Origin of the sequence: Acinetobacter sp. SwsAc6, assembly GCF_013391565.1 — a bacterium.
GTDB classification, from domain to species: domain Bacteria; phylum Pseudomonadota; class Gammaproteobacteria; order Pseudomonadales; family Moraxellaceae; genus Acinetobacter; species Acinetobacter cumulans.
This window is the reverse complement of record NZ_JACAXE010000016.1, coordinates 1-17,544: the sequence shown is the minus strand read 5'-3', so window position 1 is coordinate 17,544 and position 17,544 is coordinate 1. Positions and strand designations below refer to the sequence as shown.

At 38.7% G+C, this 17,544-nt stretch carries 17 protein-coding genes and 1 pseudogene; 11 read left to right on the top strand and 7 right to left on the bottom strand.

The features are described 5' to 3' along the window. The first annotated feature begins 47 nt into the window (after positions 1–47). Together HYG93_RS11535 and HYG93_RS19425 are read left to right on the top strand one after the other, a co-directional pair. Positions 48–509 (top strand): NUDIX hydrolase, encoded by a 462-nt coding sequence (locus HYG93_RS11535; protein ID WP_120364381.1) that lies wholly within the window; start codon positions 48–50, stop codon positions 507–509. Between the two features lie 185 nt (positions 510–694). Beyond that, positions 695–823: a hypothetical protein gene (locus HYG93_RS19425; RefSeq protein WP_256733458.1), complete on the top strand. Its 129-nt coding sequence runs from the start codon at positions 695–697 to the stop codon at positions 821–823. 94 nt (positions 824–917) lie between these two features. On the opposite strand, the gene HYG93_RS11530 is transcribed toward HYG93_RS19425, so the two are convergent. Next, positions 918–1,121, bottom strand: coding sequence for a hypothetical protein (locus HYG93_RS11530; RefSeq protein ID WP_106986633.1), 204 nt, complete (start codon positions 1,119–1,121; stop codon positions 918–920). A gap of 493 nt (positions 1,122–1,614) precedes the next feature. Between HYG93_RS11530 and HYG93_RS11525 the strand changes: the two genes are divergently transcribed. Further along, on the top strand, positions 1,615–1,887 hold the full coding sequence (locus tag HYG93_RS11525) for a hypothetical protein (protein WP_106986632.1): 273 nt from the start codon (positions 1,615–1,617) through the stop codon (positions 1,885–1,887). Between the two features lie 114 nt (positions 1,888–2,001). Here HYG93_RS11525 and gloB read toward each other — a convergent pair whose 3' ends face one another. Next, entirely contained in the window at positions 2,002–2,733 is a 732-nt protein-coding gene (gene gloB, locus HYG93_RS11520) for a hydroxyacylglutathione hydrolase (protein WP_120365894.1), read from the bottom strand. Positions 2,734–2,894: 161 nt separating this feature from the next. On the opposite strand from gloB, the gene HYG93_RS11515 reads away from it, so the two are divergent. Beyond that, positions 2,895–4,862, top strand: coding sequence for an acyltransferase family protein (locus HYG93_RS11515; protein WP_120365895.1), 1,968 nt, complete (start codon positions 2,895–2,897; stop codon positions 4,860–4,862). A 120-nt stretch (positions 4,863–4,982) separates the two neighbouring features. On the opposite strand, the gene HYG93_RS11510 is transcribed toward HYG93_RS11515, so the two are convergent. Then, positions 4,983–5,570: a flavin reductase family protein gene (locus HYG93_RS11510; RefSeq protein WP_117006996.1), complete on the bottom strand. Its 588-nt coding sequence runs from the start codon at positions 5,568–5,570 to the stop codon at positions 4,983–4,985. Positions 5,571–5,687: 117 nt separating this feature from the next. Here HYG93_RS11510 and HYG93_RS11505 point away from each other — a divergent pair, with 117 nt between their 5' ends. Both HYG93_RS11505 and HYG93_RS11500 read left to right on the top strand, forming a co-directional pair. Further along, the gene (locus HYG93_RS11505) at positions 5,688–6,524 is read left to right on the top strand and encodes a PhzF family phenazine biosynthesis protein (RefSeq protein ID WP_106986628.1); all 837 of its coding nucleotides are present in this window, start codon (positions 5,688–5,690) and stop codon (positions 6,522–6,524) included. Positions 6,525–6,747: 223 nt separating this feature from the next. Beyond that, on the top strand, positions 6,748–9,531 hold the full coding sequence (locus HYG93_RS11500) for a pitrilysin family protein (protein ID WP_218646819.1): 2,784 nt from the start codon (positions 6,748–6,750) through the stop codon (positions 9,529–9,531). Positions 9,532–9,653: 122 nt separating this feature from the next. Here the strand turns inward: HYG93_RS11500 and HYG93_RS11495 are convergent, their stop codons facing one another. Both HYG93_RS11495 and HYG93_RS11490 read right to left on the bottom strand, forming a co-directional pair. Next, on the bottom strand, positions 9,654–10,718 hold the full coding sequence (locus tag HYG93_RS11495) for an amidohydrolase (RefSeq protein WP_106986626.1): 1,065 nt from the start codon (positions 10,716–10,718) through the stop codon (positions 9,654–9,656). Between the two features lie 156 nt (positions 10,719–10,874). Beyond that, positions 10,875–11,270 carry a DUF3144 domain-containing protein gene (locus tag HYG93_RS11490; protein ID WP_106986625.1) on the bottom strand — a complete coding sequence of 132 codons (396 nt, stop codon included), beginning with the start codon at positions 11,268–11,270 and terminating at the stop codon, positions 10,875–10,877. Between the two features lie 110 nt (positions 11,271–11,380). Between HYG93_RS11490 and HYG93_RS11485 the strand changes: the two genes are divergently transcribed. After that, on the top strand, positions 11,381–12,013 hold the full coding sequence (locus HYG93_RS11485) for a hypothetical protein (RefSeq protein ID WP_106986624.1): 633 nt from the start codon (positions 11,381–11,383) through the stop codon (positions 12,011–12,013). A gap of 117 nt (positions 12,014–12,130) precedes the next feature. Here the strand turns inward: HYG93_RS11485 and HYG93_RS11480 are convergent, their stop codons facing one another. After that, on the bottom strand, positions 12,131–13,591 hold the full coding sequence (locus HYG93_RS11480; protein ID WP_178962493.1) for an inorganic triphosphatase: 1,461 nt from the start codon (positions 13,589–13,591) through the stop codon (positions 12,131–12,133). A gap of 314 nt (positions 13,592–13,905) precedes the next feature. Here HYG93_RS11480 and HYG93_RS11475 point away from each other — a divergent pair, with 314 nt between their 5' ends. The 4 genes from HYG93_RS11475 to HYG93_RS11460 all read left to right on the top strand — a co-directional run bounded on the left by HYG93_RS11475 (position 13,906) and on the right by HYG93_RS11460 (position 17,412). Further along, positions 13,906–14,283, top strand: coding sequence for a DUF962 domain-containing protein (locus HYG93_RS11475; protein ID WP_106986622.1), 378 nt, complete (start codon positions 13,906–13,908; stop codon positions 14,281–14,283). Positions 14,284–14,909: 626 nt separating this feature from the next. Continuing rightward, positions 14,910–15,530 carry a thiamine phosphate synthase gene (thiE, locus tag HYG93_RS11470; protein ID WP_106986621.1) on the top strand — a complete coding sequence of 207 codons (621 nt, stop codon included), beginning with the start codon at positions 14,910–14,912 and terminating at the stop codon, positions 15,528–15,530. A 41-nt stretch (positions 15,531–15,571) separates the two neighbouring features. Continuing rightward, positions 15,572–16,870 carry a glutamate-1-semialdehyde 2,1-aminomutase gene (gene hemL, locus HYG93_RS11465; protein ID WP_106986620.1) on the top strand — a complete coding sequence of 433 codons (1,299 nt, stop codon included), beginning with the start codon at positions 15,572–15,574 and terminating at the stop codon, positions 16,868–16,870. A gap of 101 nt (positions 16,871–16,971) precedes the next feature. Continuing rightward, on the top strand, positions 16,972–17,412 hold the full coding sequence (locus HYG93_RS11460; RefSeq protein WP_106986619.1) for a heme-binding protein: 441 nt from the start codon (positions 16,972–16,974) through the stop codon (positions 17,410–17,412). A 22-nt stretch (positions 17,413–17,434) separates the two neighbouring features. Here the strand turns inward: HYG93_RS11460 and HYG93_RS11455 are convergent. After that, positions 17,435–17,544: pseudogene (locus HYG93_RS11455) on the bottom strand (IS5/IS1182 family transposase); the annotation flags it as partial.

Sequence of the window (17,544 nt, the reverse complement as noted above, 5' to 3'; positions counted from 1 at the left end):
GAACTGTATATAATTTATGAATTAATATTTATAAAGAATTTAATTTAATGCGCGTTAGAAAATCTTCAAGATTATTAATAATAAATGAAAATTTAGAAGTTTTACTTTTTCAATTTTTTCATGAAAATGATGCTTTAGCTGGGCAGAAATACTGGGCTACTGTTGGTGGGGGAGTTGAAAATGGAGAAACTTTTGAGCAAGCTGCTTGTAGAGAATTATATGAAGAAACAGGTATAGTTCGAGATGATGTAGGAATATGTGTTGATACACGAAATTTTGAAATGCTATTACCTAGTTCTGAAATAGTAATTTCTAATGAAAGATTTTTTGTGATTTTCGTTAAAGATGATGAGATTAAGACTAATAACTGGAGTGATCACGAAAAAAAAGTTATTAGTAAAAGTAATTGGTGGAAATTAGAAGACTTAAGAGAAACCAGTGAAACTGTTTTTCCAAATGATATTCCAAATATTCTTTTTAGAAGTTTTCCACAAATATTCAAAAATTAAGATTTTCTAAAATTAACATAATACACGTTATACGCAATTCTTGAATTTTATTAATAGGTATCAGTATCTTAGTTAAATTTGTTTCTGTAAACAGCTTACGGGAAAGGATTTTTTATGATGATTCATGGATGGCACCTGTTTTTTGATCTACGTTCCATAGTTTTATTTCAGCCTAAGGCAGAAAAATGTCTAAGTATTTATTTTTAAGCTTAGGTTTAGATTTAAGCTTGTTTGATTTAGCATCTAATGAAAAGGGTAACATATACCATGTACGCCTGCTAAATAGAAAAAAGCTTGGAATAATCCAAGCTTAATAAAGAATAAAAAAAATTGGGCTGATCAAACTTTCCTTATTTGATTGAGCTGTTGATGCAACTTAAAAATGGTTGAGCGAGCTTTAAGTGTGATTTAGGCCTTAAGATGATCCTCAAATTCTTCACCTAATTGCATTGCTAAAGCATTTCCTGCAAGTTCATAAGTCACTAAACCATATTCTTTTTTGAAACTGAAAGTAAAACCACGACCATCGGCCAAGTTACGTACGTTGTAGCCGAGTTTTTCTAACCATAGACGGAAGGCGATTAGATTTTTTGCTTTAACCACTTTTTTCACAAGCGAACTCCATATTCATCTTAAAAATATTAATAGGGACATCCAAATCATTTTTAAAGGTCTGTTGACTTAGTTTTATATAAAATATTTTATTTTGAATATTTTTTCATCGAATAATGTGTTTTTGGCATTAGAGGAATTAAACAAATCCTTCATATTTTTAGATATTTTAATCATGTAACTAAATATATTAAGTTTAACTAAAAAGTTTAAGTGCGCAGAATTTCTATGGTCTAGTGTGCTGTCTTGGGTCTGCAAACATAAATGTAATTATGAATCCTTTGTAGCGTAGAAGAGTCTAACTTAGCAGGATAAATGCGCCTTACTAATTGCTTGGAACGGATATGTCAATTTAGGTGGAACCAAGTAGGCCAGTATAGTTGTATAGGCAATGATACTTTATTCAGCATTGAGCCATACAAAACTGTATGGATTGAGTGGGAAGCCATTATACTTCACTACTATTTAGATCCATGTGTATATGAGAGCAGAAATGAGTACAGCCACAATTGAAAGTCAGGTAAAAGCACAGATTGAAGCGATGCAACAGCAAGGCCTTCAAGCTGTAGCGGTTATGTTAGGACATGAAGATTGGCTGGTATTTTCAACTGAATCAACTGTTGCTTATACGCCATTTGGCAGTGCACGTCGTTACCAGCCTGCATTAAGCGGTTTATTGTTAGTACGTGTAGATGAAATGCATGCCATGCGCGTAGTGACACAAGCAGACTTAGACTTGTACACACAAAACAATCAGATTTTATAAGTACTTACCAAGCACAGCGTGCTCTGAATTTTTTTCAAATTACGCTGTGTCGATGGGCTTGACCCAACTGAAGTAAAGTTAAAGCTGGTGAAGATGATTGCTCACAATCATTATTTAAAAGTTATCTTTTAATTCCCTTAAACGCTGAAATTCTTCAATACTCTCTGCTCTTAAAAATGGATTAGTTTCTAACTCTATGTCAATACGGCTAGGCAGTGTGCATTCACCAAGCATCCGTTTACGTTTTACATCTTCGGCACGCTGCTGAATGGCCATATTGTTTGGCTCGACATGCAAAGCAAATTGCGCATTTGAAAGGGTATATTCATGTGTGCAATAGACTTCTGTTCGGGGTGGTAGGGCGGCCAAACGTGATAATGAGTGAAACATTTGCTGATGTGTGCCTTCAAAAACGCGACCACACCCCATGGCAAATAGCGTGTCGCCACAAAATACCGCATCAAGTGCATCGATAAAATAGACAATATGACCTAAGGTATGCCCTGGAACAGCAATAATTTCAATCTTCAAATCATGAAATTCAATAACTTGTTCGTGCATGAGCGCATTAGAAATAAATGGAATTTTGGACAATTCTTCGCGTGGGCCAAATACTGGAATCGAACGCGTTGCAACCAGTTCAGGTACACCGCCAATATGGTCTTTATGCCAATGCGTTAACCAAATTTGTGCCAATTTAAGTTGGTGTAATTGACAGTATTCTTCAACCAAATGAGCTTCTGTTGGGTCTATAGCCACAACTTCTGCGCTGTCTTGATGCTCAAGCAACCATATATAGTTTTGTAATTGATTTTTAACGTCGATACAGTGAATTTTATAAGTCATTTATCGGGTCGAAGAATAAAAGAGATGCTTTAACATAGCATGTTTTTAGCAACGACTTATGTGCGGATTTGCGCTAAAAATACATAATTTTTTTGCAATACACATTGAATGTAGAAGCGATAGTTCTAAAATAGCGAGTCATTTATAACCAGTAAAATTACATGAGTATTTCCTACCGTGAAGACATTGACGGACTACGCGCATTAGCCGTGAGTTTAGTGATTTTTAATCATATTGGTCTGTCTTTATTTTCGGGGGGATATATTGGGGTTGATGTCTTTTTTGTGATTTCTGGGTATTTAATTACGGCTATTTTGATTAAAGATAGTCTACAGCATCAGTTTAGTATCAGCAGTTTTTATAAAAAACGTATTATACGTTTAGCACCAGCCTTGCACAGTATGTTGCTGGTGGTGACGTTGATCAGTTGTATGCTGATGTTACCGCATGAACTGGAAAAATATTTTAAAAGTCTGAACTACGCCATCTTCTTTATGGCCAATGTGTTCATGCGTGAAGAAGTGGGGGATTATTTTAGTCTGAACACCGATCAAATTCCGCTTTTACACTTATGGTCCTTAGGCGTAGAAGAGCAGTTTTATATTTTTTGGCCTTTGTGTTTATTGTTTTTACTCAAACGTGTTCCTATAAAATGGATGTCAGGACTTGTCCTGAGTCTGATTGTATTACTGATTATAAATGCTGAAATGGCAATGCAACAGAATATCGCCAAAGCCTATTTTGCGATGCCAGTTCGAGCATTTGAGCTGTTGGTTGGCGCATTGGTTTGTTTTTTACCCAAACATGTATTGCAAGATAAATGGGCAAGCTATTTAGTTTGGTTAGGTTTGATCACCATTTTAGTGTCGGCAGTTTGCATGGGGCATAGCACCCATTTTCCTGGTTTAATGGCCCTTATTCCATGCATGGCAACAGCACTGATTATTTATGTAGGCGGACAGACAGCGCATGCAAATCCTTTGCTAGTACATAAATGGAGTACATGGATCGGCAAAATTTCTTATCCGATGTATTTATGGCATTGGCCACTCATCGTATTTTTAAATATTTATTTATTAAGTTTAAATGCACTCAATCAAGTGCTGATTGTATTGAGTACCGTGCTGTTGGCCTATGCGAGCTATCGTTGGATTGAGTTGCCTTGTCGCCGTTTTAGTCGGGCATCCAGTACAAAAGTTATCCTGATTGGCTTTTTAATTCCAGCTCTAACCATTACCGCAAGTGCTCATTTGGTTGAGATAGAAAATGGCTTTCCAAACCGATTTGAAGCCAGTGTTCAACAACATTCGGATGGCTTGATTAGCTATGCGCATGAGATCCGTGGTATATGCCACAATGGCCTAGCACCAAATCAATTGGCTCCTACACAAAAGTGTATATTGGGTGTAGATAAGCCACAGATTGATTTTATGTTGATTGGCGATTCACATGCTAATCATTTTACAGGCATGTTAGATGTATGGGCTAAAGATGCGGGCTTACGAGGTTATGATGCAACACAGGACACCACAATCTTTTTGCCTCACGTGGATTTATATATTCCAACTAAAGCTGGATTCACTCTAGACACGAAATTTAGAGCACGTAATGATGCACTCATTGATTATTTGCAGACACATCACTTTAATCAAATTGTTTTAGCCGGCTATTTTGAAAATTACTTACGTACCTATCGACTGAATAATTTGCCACAAGCCAGCTCAGCGCAACTGATGTTTAATAGTTTGAATGAAGCGATGCCTATTTTATTCAAATCGGCCAATGAGGTGATGATTATTTTGGATACACCGACGCTTACAGGGCGAATGCATGCAAATTGCCCTGTGCGTGCAGAAGCTTTGGGTCGTCATGTAAGCTGTGATTTTGCTTTGCAACAGGATCCTGCAATGCAGCAATTTGCTCAGATATTGCAACAGTTACAACAGCGCTACCCACAGCTCAAAGTGATTGATCCAAAAGTGGCACTATGTAAAAGCGGTCATTGTTCGGCTTCGATTCAGGGCGTTGCGTTATACCGTGATCAAGACAACAACCATTTAAACTACCGTGGCTCAGAAGCATTGGGTCGGGCGTATTTACAACAACACCCGAATCCTTTGGGGCGCTAAATTTTAAACTTAAAAGATTATGGTTGAGCTTTCGCGTTGATTCCAACGTGAAAGCATTGCATATGAACAAATCACTAGCATAGATATGCGCTGTATTTGTAGAAGTGTTGCGAAACTATGTTATTCAACTGACACGGCTTGACCAATGGTGTAAAAATGACCGCCAGCGACATGATGTAAGCTTTTCCAATCATCTGAAGCTTGATCAAATAACCAATGGCCATCCCTAAAAATGCGTTCATCTGCATAGGCATGAATCACTTCACCTATAAACAAATCATGTTGTTGCTGATGGTGCGGTTCATGGATGAGTTTGCATAATAACCATGCCGAGCAACCGTCAACAGCGGGCAGGGTTGAATGTGGAAAATGAAATAAATTGACGCCACATTGGCGTAGTTTTTCAGGCGCATCGTGTTGGCTCATCATACCCAGCGCATAAACCATTTTAAGCTGTTTTAAATTGGGAACTTGCAACACAAAGTGGCCAGAATTTTCAATGATGCTTCGGGTCATGGTGCTTTTATCGAGCACTACACTAACTTTGGCAGGCTTAAACTCGACTGGACAGGCCCAGGCCGCTGTCATGACTCCTGTATGCGTTTGATCTTGCGCAGAAACCAAAACTGTTGGGCCGTGATTGAGTAAGCGATAGGCCTTTTCTAAAGGGACAGGGAGTAAATGTGGGTGTAAATTAAGCTCATTCATAATTTATAGAAATAGATGACGAAAATTTAGCGGGTTGTTACATAACATATAGCATATTAGGCAATATGAATGCATAAAAGCTCATAAAATACAGACAGTTTATTTGGAATTTAAACCATGAAAATGTATCAAGTGGACGCGTTTACAGATGCGTTATTTAAAGGAAATCCAGCTGCGGTATTGGTATTGGATGAATGGCTCGGCGATGAGCTTATGCAAAATATTGCATTGGAAAATAACTTATCTGAAACGGCATTTGTTAAGTCGATAGATGCAGAAAACTTTGAAATTCGGTGGTTTACACCCACAACAGAAGTTGATTTTTGTGGCCATGCAACTTTAGCCAGTAGTTTTGTCTTGTTTAAAGACTATACATCAGCCAAAAAGATTTATTTTCACGTTAAAAATTTGGGTATTTTTATTGTGGAACAAGAAGCAGATGGCAAAATTAAAATGAATTTTCCACAGCGCAAAGCCAGTCTGGTGACTGAATACCCAGATGAATTACGCCAAGCGCTCACTAAGCCTTTTAAAAATGTGTATTTAAATGCCCAAGCTTATATTGTGGAGTATGAAAGTGTACAAGATGTGCTCGATGAACAGCCCAACTTAGAATTGCTTAAAACCTTAGGGAAGATACGCACGGCGATTACGGCATCTGAATTACAATCGCCAACTGATGTTGCGATTACCTCATTGGGTGAACAATATGACTGCGTATCACGTTATTTTGCTCCAGCCAATGGCATTAATGAAGACCCTGTGACGGGTTCAATTCATACTGCAATTGCGCCTCTGTGGGCAGAGAAACTGTTGAAAAATTCGTTACTTGCATATCAAGCTTCTGCACGTGGTGGGGCATTATATTGCACCTTGTTGGACAATGATCGGATTGAAATTGCGGGTTATGCAAAGTTATATATGCAAGCTGAGATTAATGTAGATCAAGTTTAATTGTTATATACATTTTAGTGTGGGTCTTTTAAGTGCTGTATTTATTTCTGAATGGTTGATATGTGTCCAAACTAATGATGCTACTGCATACAAACAGGAAGATAAGTGCTTAAAAGACAAAATAATTTAATAAATAACATAAAATTCACTATAAAATGAGAATCATTCTCTTATAATTGCAACATAGAATAATTGAATGTTACATGAAGGTTTATAAATAAATATGCGTTTAAAACAACTCACGCTGTCGCTTTTTTTGTTGGCTTCAACTAGCGCAGTGCTCGCACAACCTGTTTTAATCAAAACAGACAATAACATTCAAGAATATACATTAGACAACGGTTTTCGAATTATTCTTGCCCCGAATGATAAAGAAAATAAAGTATTTATGAATACCATTTACCGTACGGGCTCATTGAATGATCCGCAAGGTAAAGGTGGTTTGGCGCATCTATTAGAACATTTGGCATTTAAGGGTACGCAAAATATTAAAGGTGAAGAGTTTCATCGCCGTTTAGATCAGTACACTCTAGGTACCAATGCCAGTACAGATTACTATTCAACAAAATATACCAATATAATTCGTCCTGAGCAGAGCGTACTCAATGAAGTTATTCATTTAGAAGCTGAGCGCATGGATAAGCTGGTCTTACAAGAAAAATATGTCCCTTCAGAAATTGCCATTGTGAAGCGTGAACGTGAAATTCGTCTAGATCAGCCTTTTTCTGTGCTGATGGATCAAATTTTTAAATCAGCTTATGGCAATCAATATTTAGGACGCTTGCCGATTGGTGATTTAAACGAACTGCAATCGATCAAGATGCAAGAGTTAAATTCATTTTATCGTACTTGGTATGCGCCTAATAACGCGGTGATGGTGCTGTCTGGTAAATTTGATGCACAAGCAGTATTGAAGCAAATTGATGCACAATTTAGCCCAATTGCATCTCGAGCTGTACCTGCACAACCTAAAGTGCCAACCATTCGTGGTAAAGATATTAAACAACGTGAATTTAGCGTACAAAAGGGTAGTGATTTAGCCAAATTCAATATTTATTTGAATGGCGCGGATGATGCGATTACAACAGCTTTATCTGTATCTCCTGTGCTTTATTCATTACAACCTAGTGGCCATTTGTATAAAGATGTTGTAGAAACTGGAATTGCGAACGCCGTACAGTCAAGTACATGGTTAGACCGAGATTTTAACTTGGTGTTCATGGGTGCAGTGTATGCGCCAAACCAAAATGCACAACAGGTTCAAACCACTTTAAATAAAGGGGTTGAACAGACTCAAGCATTTAATGATGCTGAGCTAAATCGGGTAAAAGCGATGACGCGTAATCAGGCCGATTCCATTAAAAATAATGCATCGGCAATAGGTACACGTATTAGTGATTATTATGTGGCTTATGATGGTAATTGGGCTAAATATTTTAAAGATTTAGACGATTTGCAAAAAATGACCGTCGACGAAGTCAATCGTACCTATAAGGCATTTTTAGTGCCTGAAAATCGTATTGTAGGTAATATTTTACCAACGCCTGAAGATCAGAAAAAAGCACAAACACAAAAAGTGGCAGAGCATGCTCAAACCTTAGATGCAACTATAGCTAAGGAAGAGCCTTTAAAAGATGTTGCTTCCTATCAGGCTGAGGTAAAACAATATGTTGAACAATCGAAAGGTTATTTGACTTCGAAAGAACAACAAATCCAACGTGGCAAACTCAAAAATGGCATTCAATACGCACTGTTCCCAACACAGACACGTGATGATAAGACCTATGCCACGATTGCCTTGGACTTTGGTACAGCGCAATCTCTGATGAATAAAGGTGAGGTATTAGACCTGACTGCATACTTGCTATTTAGAGCATCAGCTGAGCGAAGCCTGCAAGACATCACGGATAAAATTATTGAAAGTGGTGGTGGTGCTTCAGTGAGTGCAAGTTCGAATGGACTAAGCTTGCAACTTTCGGCCAAAAAAGAAAAATTTGACGAATTTTTTAAATACTTTATGGCGGTGGTGAAAGCGCCAACATTTGAACAAAGCCAGTTTGATTTAATTAAATCACAAAGTATTTCAAGTTTAGATCGTCCATATACAGAGCCAGATACTGTGGCAGGTATGACCTTGTCACGAATGTTAGAAAAGTATCAACCGGGTGATTTACGCTATCACTTTGAACCTGATTTGGTTAAAAAGCAGTATGAGTCAGCCACTCGCGAGCAGGTAATGCAACTGTATCAACAGTTCTTTAAAACACAGCGCGTTAATATTGCAGTCACTGGTGATTTTGATGCTAAAAATATGCAAAAATTGCTGAAAAAAGAATTCTCGCAATGGTCAACCAAAGAACCTTTTGAGCGTTTGGAGTCGGACTATACTGCATTAAATGCAACAAAAGTTCATGTGCTTTCGGAGCAACGTGAATTTGGTAGTTATCAGGCAGTATTGACTTTTCCAGTAGGTTCATATCATGTAGATATGCCAGCATTACAAGTCTTCCGTCATATTTTAGGCGATTCGCAGTTGTCGTCTCGTTTAGCGCAAGAGCTACGTGAAAAGAATGCATTGGTATATGGCTTTAACAGCTCTTTAAACTTCAGTAGTTGGAAAGACTCAGGTGCTTTGGGCATTGGGGCAAACTATACTGCGGGCAAGTCGGCACAAGTGTCTCAAGCAGTACATAAAGTATTGAATGAAATGCTGTCAAAAGGTGTGACCGAACAAGAAGTTGAAGCGGCCAAAGCCAGTATGCTGAAAAAGCGTGTCACTGCTTTAGAAGATGAGCGCCGTATTCATTCAATGCTTATTCCACAGATGGAACATGGTCGTACTTTGGCTGAACGTGAAGAGCGTGATCAGGCGATTGCAAAATTAACCAAAGCAGATATTGATGCAGTGATTCAAAAATATATTCATTTAGATGGCTTGGTCGAGGTAATGGCAGACCAATATGGTAAAACCATTAATCAACCACCTTCAGCGTTGAAGAAAGATTAATTTTCTAAAAAGTAACAATAAAAAAGCGCCTCAGGGCACTTTTTTATTACTACTGCTAATGTGCTTTATGTGTGATTGGGAGTCTGAATGACTACAGCACAAACTAAACTTCAATTATGGTTTTACAGGCGATAGAACTGTTTGGCATTATCACGAAATATGAGGCTTAAAGCCTCTGGATGTGATACGGCTATAGCATCGCTAAAAGCATCAATAATATTGACCAAACTGGTACTGACGCTATCCATTGGGAAGTTTGAGGCAAACATGATCCGATAAGGGCCAAAGCATTGTAAAACATGACTAATTAAAGGATAAGCCAAATCAAATACTTCAGTTTTGCTGGCCAGTCGTTTTTCTTTATGAAATTGATGACCCAAAATTGGCATAAATAGCCCAGACATTTTGGTGTAAACATTGGGCAAACTTGCTAATTCAGCCATGTCTTCTTGCCAATGGAACAGAATATTTTCACGCGCTGTTTTGGTTAATCCCGTATGTGAACCCACAGAGCCAAAAAGGCCTGCTGGTGTACCAAAGTGATCGAGTACAATAGATGTTTCTGGAAAGCTTTTGGCCAATTGGACAATGTCAGGTAGTTGGCTGGAATATGCCCATGCATCAAAGCTTAAATTCATTGAAGCTAAGGCTTCAAAACCCTTCATAAATTTTGTATTGGTATATAAATGCGGATCATCTGTCCATGCATGAATTTTAGGGTCTTCATGGTAGGCCGCCATTTTACGAATACCACGAAATAGCGGTGATGCTGCTTGGTGTAGTTTTAAAATTTTTTTAAAGTTAGCATCATGTGGATCTGCAGTACCTACAATGCCAGCCAAGGTCAAATGCTGGGCTTGAAAATCCAATGCTGAAACAAATTCCGTTTCAGCCACCACCGCTTTGCCTTTTTGATGATGCCAATTGGCTTCAACATGCACAACTTTATCTACATCATAGTGGCCAAGATCAGCTTTATAGTTTTTGGGTAAATAAGGTGCTGTCACGTGTTGAGTTAGGCCAACAGTTTCAATCAGGTCATCGGGTTGTACAAGACGGATCATTTTGTCGAGTAAATAGGGATGCTTACCCAAAAGCTTAACAGCCATTTTGGCTGCATGGGGCGTGTGATACGGGTCCCATTGATGAATGTGGGCATCAATTATTGAAAAACCGAGCTGATGCATGACTGTCCTTTGTTTGCAGCAATCTATTTTTAATATAAAAGGTCTGGGCCGATAAAACAGCAAAACATCATAAAAAAGTGACAAATGGGTGTTTTTACAGCTTTGAGGCGGTGACAAAAACAATAAAGCTCCCAAGGGGGAGCTTTATTCGATCACTTAGTGATTATGATCGTGGTTATGCTTATTGGCATGGAATTCTTCGTTATGGCGGAAGCGTAGGTAGTTTTCAAACTGGTCGCAATATTCGTCGTAGTTGTCTTCAAGCATCATTTGGAATTGCTGTAATACATAAGACATCACTTGCTCTTTGGCATCACGCATTTCATTGCCATCTTTGAAGTTGTTGGCAGCCACCCACGTATTAAAACGCGCTGTACCAAACAGCATAGCAGCACTAATTTGGCCACGTTTTTCAGCAGGTTTTTCTTCACTGCCTTTTTCTACACGGCTAAATTCATTTGCGAGTTTAATAAATTCATCTGCACGTTCAAAGAATGCCGCATTTAACGCTTCTTCTTCGGTTACATCGGTTGCATCAATCTTTTGAACCATGAATTTTTCCTGACATCTAAAATCTTAAAGCTTAATTATAGGCAAAGCCTTGCAGAAACTAAACCTTTGACTTAATCTAAAAATAGCCTAAGCAATAAAATGGATGCTTTATGCAAGATGCCATAGCGGTACAAAGTCTAAAAAGTGATATTGCCTTATTACGTCAAAACATTTGGCCACCTGCAAATTTAGCCAATGTAGAAGGCTTGCCAATTTATTATGGAACTCAGGCAGAGGTGGATGAATACTATCAACAATGGACAGGTCTCATTGAAAGAGCACAAGACCTGTTTCAACCTTTTATGGAGGATGAGTTGATTGATGCCATTCATTTACCCAGTCATTTAAATCTACCGCTGTTTTATTTTCATGTAGATCGTATACGAATTAATAAAACCAGAGCCAAAGAATCTAAAAGCTTTCGTGGTATTGCGAGTTTGATTGAAAAATGTGGCCAATATGAGGCAGAGCAGGTCTTGGCTATGCGTCGTTGGTTAGACAGTGATGATACGGCAGTACTGGTTGCGCATCGCGAATTTATTGATTTAAGAACGTATGTTTTTCAGCATGGGCAAAGTGATTACACACGAACACGTTTCTATGTGAATGGTATTGTGTTGAGTGTAGAGCCTGATTTTAAGTTGGTGGATGCACGCGATAAACCCCGTAAGCAGCGTAGTGATAGTTATGCAGATGCATTGGCAGATAACAACACATGGAAGGTATTTGGGAAAAATCGTTAAGCAGATCAATGCAGTTTCAATACGCCGTATCTAGCGGACTACATGACAATCCATTTAGTGCATAAAAAAGCAGACATCAGTCTGCTTTTTATTAAAGGGCAAAGTTATTTTGCTCAATTATTTAATCAATTTACGACTTACTAAAAATTGTTCAGTCGCTTCCAGTAGGCGCTGTGCGTACACTTCTTGTTTCGCCGTTAACCAGCCGAGTACAAACCAATCACTGGCTTCTAGCTCAGTTTGTTGAATGTATTGAGCAGATGTAGATAAAACCTGATATTCATGGGCTGCTAATTGTGCATCATTAAGTGCTTTACCATACTTCTGTAGATTTTTTACATCGTAAATAGAGGTTAAAATTGGGAAGCTAAATTTGAGCTCTTGAATATGTCGAGCCAGCACATCTAAGCTTTCAAAATCAGTGATGTCGGCAAGGTTTAAACTGTCTTGTAGTAACTTGTATTGCTGTTGCAATGTGTTGTGTGCAAACCATTTTAAGTCATGGCTTTGTACATGCTGGGTTTCATTGAGGCTGAACATCATCAGTTCTAAATAATGATGCACATTGAGGGTCGATTTAACCAAATTTCCGAGTTTTTCTTTGGCATATAATATGTCTTTGGCCAAATTCTCTGCAGTCGTTGGATTTTGTAAAAAAGCACCCAGCGTATCGCGCATGTGTTCGAAGTGTTGTAATTGGTCAAACTGTTGCTTAAAAGCCTCTAATTGATAGCCCCATTTGTCAGAAACATCTGGGTTCCAATCTTTAAATAAGCTAATGGTTAATTGTAAATGTTTGAGGGCAGTGCGAGCTTCTTGCATGTGCTCAGGGGTGGCAACAGATGCAGAAATGGCCGCAATATTCGGCAGTAAATGTTGCATTTGCTGTGCAACTAAAGTCTTTAAATTTTGGCTTGCAGGTTCTTTTTTACTTAGTACAAAGTCTTTGGCAACGACCGCAGGGCTAACCACTTGCGAGGCAACCAATAAATTTCCAATTTCAGCTTTACTGCGAACATCTAGCCAAAGTTGATATTTTTTAACCCATTCAAAGCAAAATGCCAGTAAAGACTGAATTGAACCCTGTTTTAACTCAAACTCGACTTCATGCACAATTTCTTCTGCATGTTGAGTACGAATACAGCCCACATCTAGACTAACTTCAATTTCAGCATCTTCGTATTGAATCACACGGCATGTACGCAGAATATCAGTTTCAAACTGTAGTTGTAGTTGATCAACTTGATCGCCTAGCGCATTTTTTAGTACCTGTAAGGCATCGGTATATTGCTGATAAACAGACAAGTCAAGCTCAGGTGCATTTTCGTGTATACCTAAATCAAGATTATGTTCAAAGCGCTCAATATGGGTTTTGCCAGCTGCTTTAAGCGTTTGTATCCAACGATCTCCTTCTAAGCGTTGGCGAATCGCTGCGTGTTGTTGTGCCATTAATTTATCGGCAGTATCAAAATATTTGGCTTTAAGTTGAATCTGTTCTGATTTTTTTGGGTCGATTGCTTTAAGTAATGCTGTGCGTCGTGCTTCTGGAATCTGAAATTTTAATTCAACTTCAACCATGATTATGTCCTAAATAAAAACAACCGATTTGGAAAGGGCTGTTTACAATGTCAGATTGCCTAAAAAAGCACCTGAAATTGAATGTGTTTTCAATTTTTCAGGCTCGATTGTAACTAAAAATCAGTGCAAAGTAAGACTTGATCTTTTTGTTTGATCACGAAATCACTTCGTATTTGTTTTGAATTTGTATGGTCAAAACTTCATGTCCTGTATCAAAACTAAAGGCAATATTTCAGAGTGAAAGCCGAGCATGAAATGGCTTTTCATTGATTGAAATTTAAGCTAAGGTGGAAGAAAACAATCAGGACGTTGCAATGAATGCGCAGGTACAACCCAAGTTTGAGCAAGAGCCCGAATTTCAATTACCCATTCGAAAATATTCAGATTTTTATCGTTTTTATTTGACTGAGCATCGTAATATTACCAGTCGTCGTTTACATGCCACTGGCAGTACAATAGGACTGTATTTTTTCTCCAAAGCGATTCTTAAAAGACGTCCAAAGTATGTACTTTATGGGCTGGTTTCTGGTTATGCATGTGCATGGGTAGGGCATTTTGTATTTGAGCGCAACAAGCCTGCCAGTTTCAAGCAACCTATGTACAGCTTTATTTCGGATTGGCGCATGCTAAGCGATATTATTCGAGGTAATTTAAGCTTGATCGATCGTCGCCATGACCGTATTGAAAGCTAAAATGACACAAGTGAAGAAAGTTATTTGAGCTTGTGTTGTCAAATTTGGTGAGGAATAAATATAAATTAGATAAAAAGCTCTAATAAAAGGTAACAATACCCAAATGCGTTATACACATAATGCATTTTTACTGTTATTCTTCTACTAATTGCCAGTCATTAAAGATATGACAAGTTTTCCAAGCCTAGAGTGACCTTCTCTAGGCTTTTTTTATGCACAAAAATATTTTAACAAAAGATAAAATATAACCGAATTGATTAACTAGATTTGGACTATAAAACTGCAGTATGAGATGAAAATAGGTTGGATCTATAAGTGTTTCAACGCTCCCCAAAACGTTTTTTGGTGAAACACTTATAGATCCAATTTGCGCTGTATGTTTCTCTTTTAAAGTGTACTGATTTTTTTATATTATTGCTGTTGTTGTGTAAGCTATTAAAGCGTGAATATTGGCATGGCGCTATCCCTATAATTGGGTATTTTTTGTACCTAAAAGCACTTGTTTGTAAAAAACAGATCTTTTTTTTAATTTCTCAGTCAATCTTGCTGTGCACAAGCAAATATCTATGCGCTTAGAGCCGTAGTTCAGCCTATAATACTGCTAAGTTTTGATAAGTGATTGTATTATGCGCGGTTTATATTTAATTACCAATGATGACCCGATTGAGCTACTTTTAGCTAAGCTTGAAGGCGCAATGGCAACGTATGAAGTGGCTGTTTTGCAATATCGCCGTAAGCATGTTGCAAAAGAGAATCAGGACTATGAAATTGGTTATATGAAGCATTTATGCGAACAGTACAAAGTGCCTTTTGTCATTAATGATGACTTAGATGCAGCTGTACAGTACGGCGTAGGTGTGCATTTAGGACAAGATGATGGTTCTATTCAAGAAGCAGTAGAACGTTTGCCTAAAGGTGTGTTGATTGGACGCAGTTGTAATAACTCTTTAGAACTGGCTGAACAAGCGATTGCGGATGGCGCAAACTATGTTGCTTTTGGCGCTATTTTTGCGACTGAAACCAAGCCTGAAGCAGGTAACATTGGTTTAGAAACTTTAAAACAAGCCAAAGCTAAATTGAACGTGCCAATTTGCGCAATTGGCGGTTTAACTGTAGAGAATTCCGCTGAAGTCATTGAAGCGGGTGCAGATCTTTGTGCTGTGATCAGTGATGTGTTAGGCCGTTCAATGTCGGTGGTTGGACAGCGTGTATATGACTGGTCTGAACTTTTTGCTGAAAAAGCTTAAGTATTGAATCGCATTTTAAATTTTTTGAGTTGAGTATTTTCATGACTTTATCTGCTAAGCAAGAACAATTATTTAAACAAGCCAGCAAGCATATACCTGGTGGCGTAAATTCTCCTGTACGCGCATTCAATGGTGTAGGCGGTACACCGGTATTTATCGAAAAAGCACAAGGCGCATATTTGTATGACGTCGACGGTAAGCGCTATGTCGACTATGTCGGTTCTTGGGGGCCAATGATTTTAGGCCATGCACAGCCAGACATTATTAAAGCTGTGCAAGAAGCTGCAGTTGATGGTTTGAGTTTTGGTGCGCCAACAGTGCATGAAACCACTTTGGCTGATATTATTTGCGAAATTATGCCGTCAATTGAATTGGTTCGTATGACCAACTCAGGGACTGAAGCAACCATGACAGCAATTCGTCTTGCACGTGGCTATACGGGTCGTGACAAGATTGTAAAATTTGAAGGCTGTTACCATGGCCATTCAGATTCGCTTTTAGTGAAAGCGGGTTCTGGCCTACTGACTAAAGGTGAGGGCGAGGCGACTTCTGCAGGTGTACCAGCTGATTTTGCCAAACACACTTTAACACTGCCGTACAACGATATTGCTATGCTGAAAGAATGCTTTGCAAAATTCGGTTCAGAAATTGCAGGTGTGATTGTTGAGCCAGTTGCAGGCAACATGAATTTAGTGAAACCAATTGACGGTTTCTTACAGGCGATCCGTGATGTATGTGACGAGCACGGTTCTGTGTTTATCATTGATGAAGTGATGACAGGTTTCCGTGTCGGTCTTGGCGGTGCGCAAGCGCATTATGGCGTAACGCCTGACTTAACCACTTTAGGCAAGATTATTGGCGCTGGCCTGCCAGTTGGTGCATTTGGCGGTAAACGTGAAGTGATGGAATGCATTGCGCCACTAGGCAAGGTGTATCAAGCAGGCACATTATCAGGCAACCCACTTGCAATGCGTGCAGGTATTGAGATGTTTAAGCATCTTCGTGCAGAAGGTTTCTATGAAACATTAACTGAAAAATTGGCAGGCTTACTTGCTGGTTTACAAGCTGCTGCAGACGAAGCAGGCATTCCGTTCTTTACGCAGCAAGTGGGCGGCATGTTTGGTATTTACTTTACAGATCAAACTGAAATCACTGGTTTTGATTCAATTTTGAAATGTGATGTAGATGCTTTCCGTACATTCTTCCACGGCATGTTACAGCGCGGTGTAAACTTAGCGCCTTCAGCTTTTGAAGCAGGCTTCTTCTCAAGCGCGCATAGTGATGAAGATATTGCATTTACCATTGAAATGGCAAAAGAAGTTTTTGCTGAAATGAAGTAATTTTCATTTAAATAGGTAAATTCTGCTTTAGAATAAAGCCCGCAGCCTGCTGTGGGCTTTTTTGTTGTTATAAGTTCAGCCTTTTAAGAAAAGGATTTTAAATGAAAACCAAGCACTATTTAACTTTGGCGGATGCAGAATTTTTACTAAATACAGCGCATGCTTATGCTGCCGAACAAGGTTTCAATGTCAGTATTGCGGTAACGGATGAAACCGGCAATTTGCTCGCGATGAAACGTATGGATGGTGCATCGCCCATGACAGCAAATTTATGTTTAGAAAAAGCAAAATGTTCTGCGATTAGTCGACGTCCTTCAAAGTTATTTGAAGACATTATTAAGGGTGGTCAAATGGGTTTTCTGACCATGGATACCTTTTCTGGCATGTTGGAAGGTGGTGAACCGATTTTGTATGAAGGGCAGTTGGTGGGTGCAATGGGCGTGTCTGGCCTGAAGTCTTTTCAGGATGCAGAAATTGTACAGCAGGCGATTGAGAAGTTTTTCGCTCAGGTCGGCTTTGTTGCACAAAGATGTAAAAATTAAGATTACCCATATCTACTCAAATTTAAGGCATAACTTGGGTATGTGGTTGACCTAACTCGGTAAATTTATTTAACACTGCTACACGTGCATGGATCTCATTGGTTTGGCTATTAAAGTTCCTTGCACTGAGTT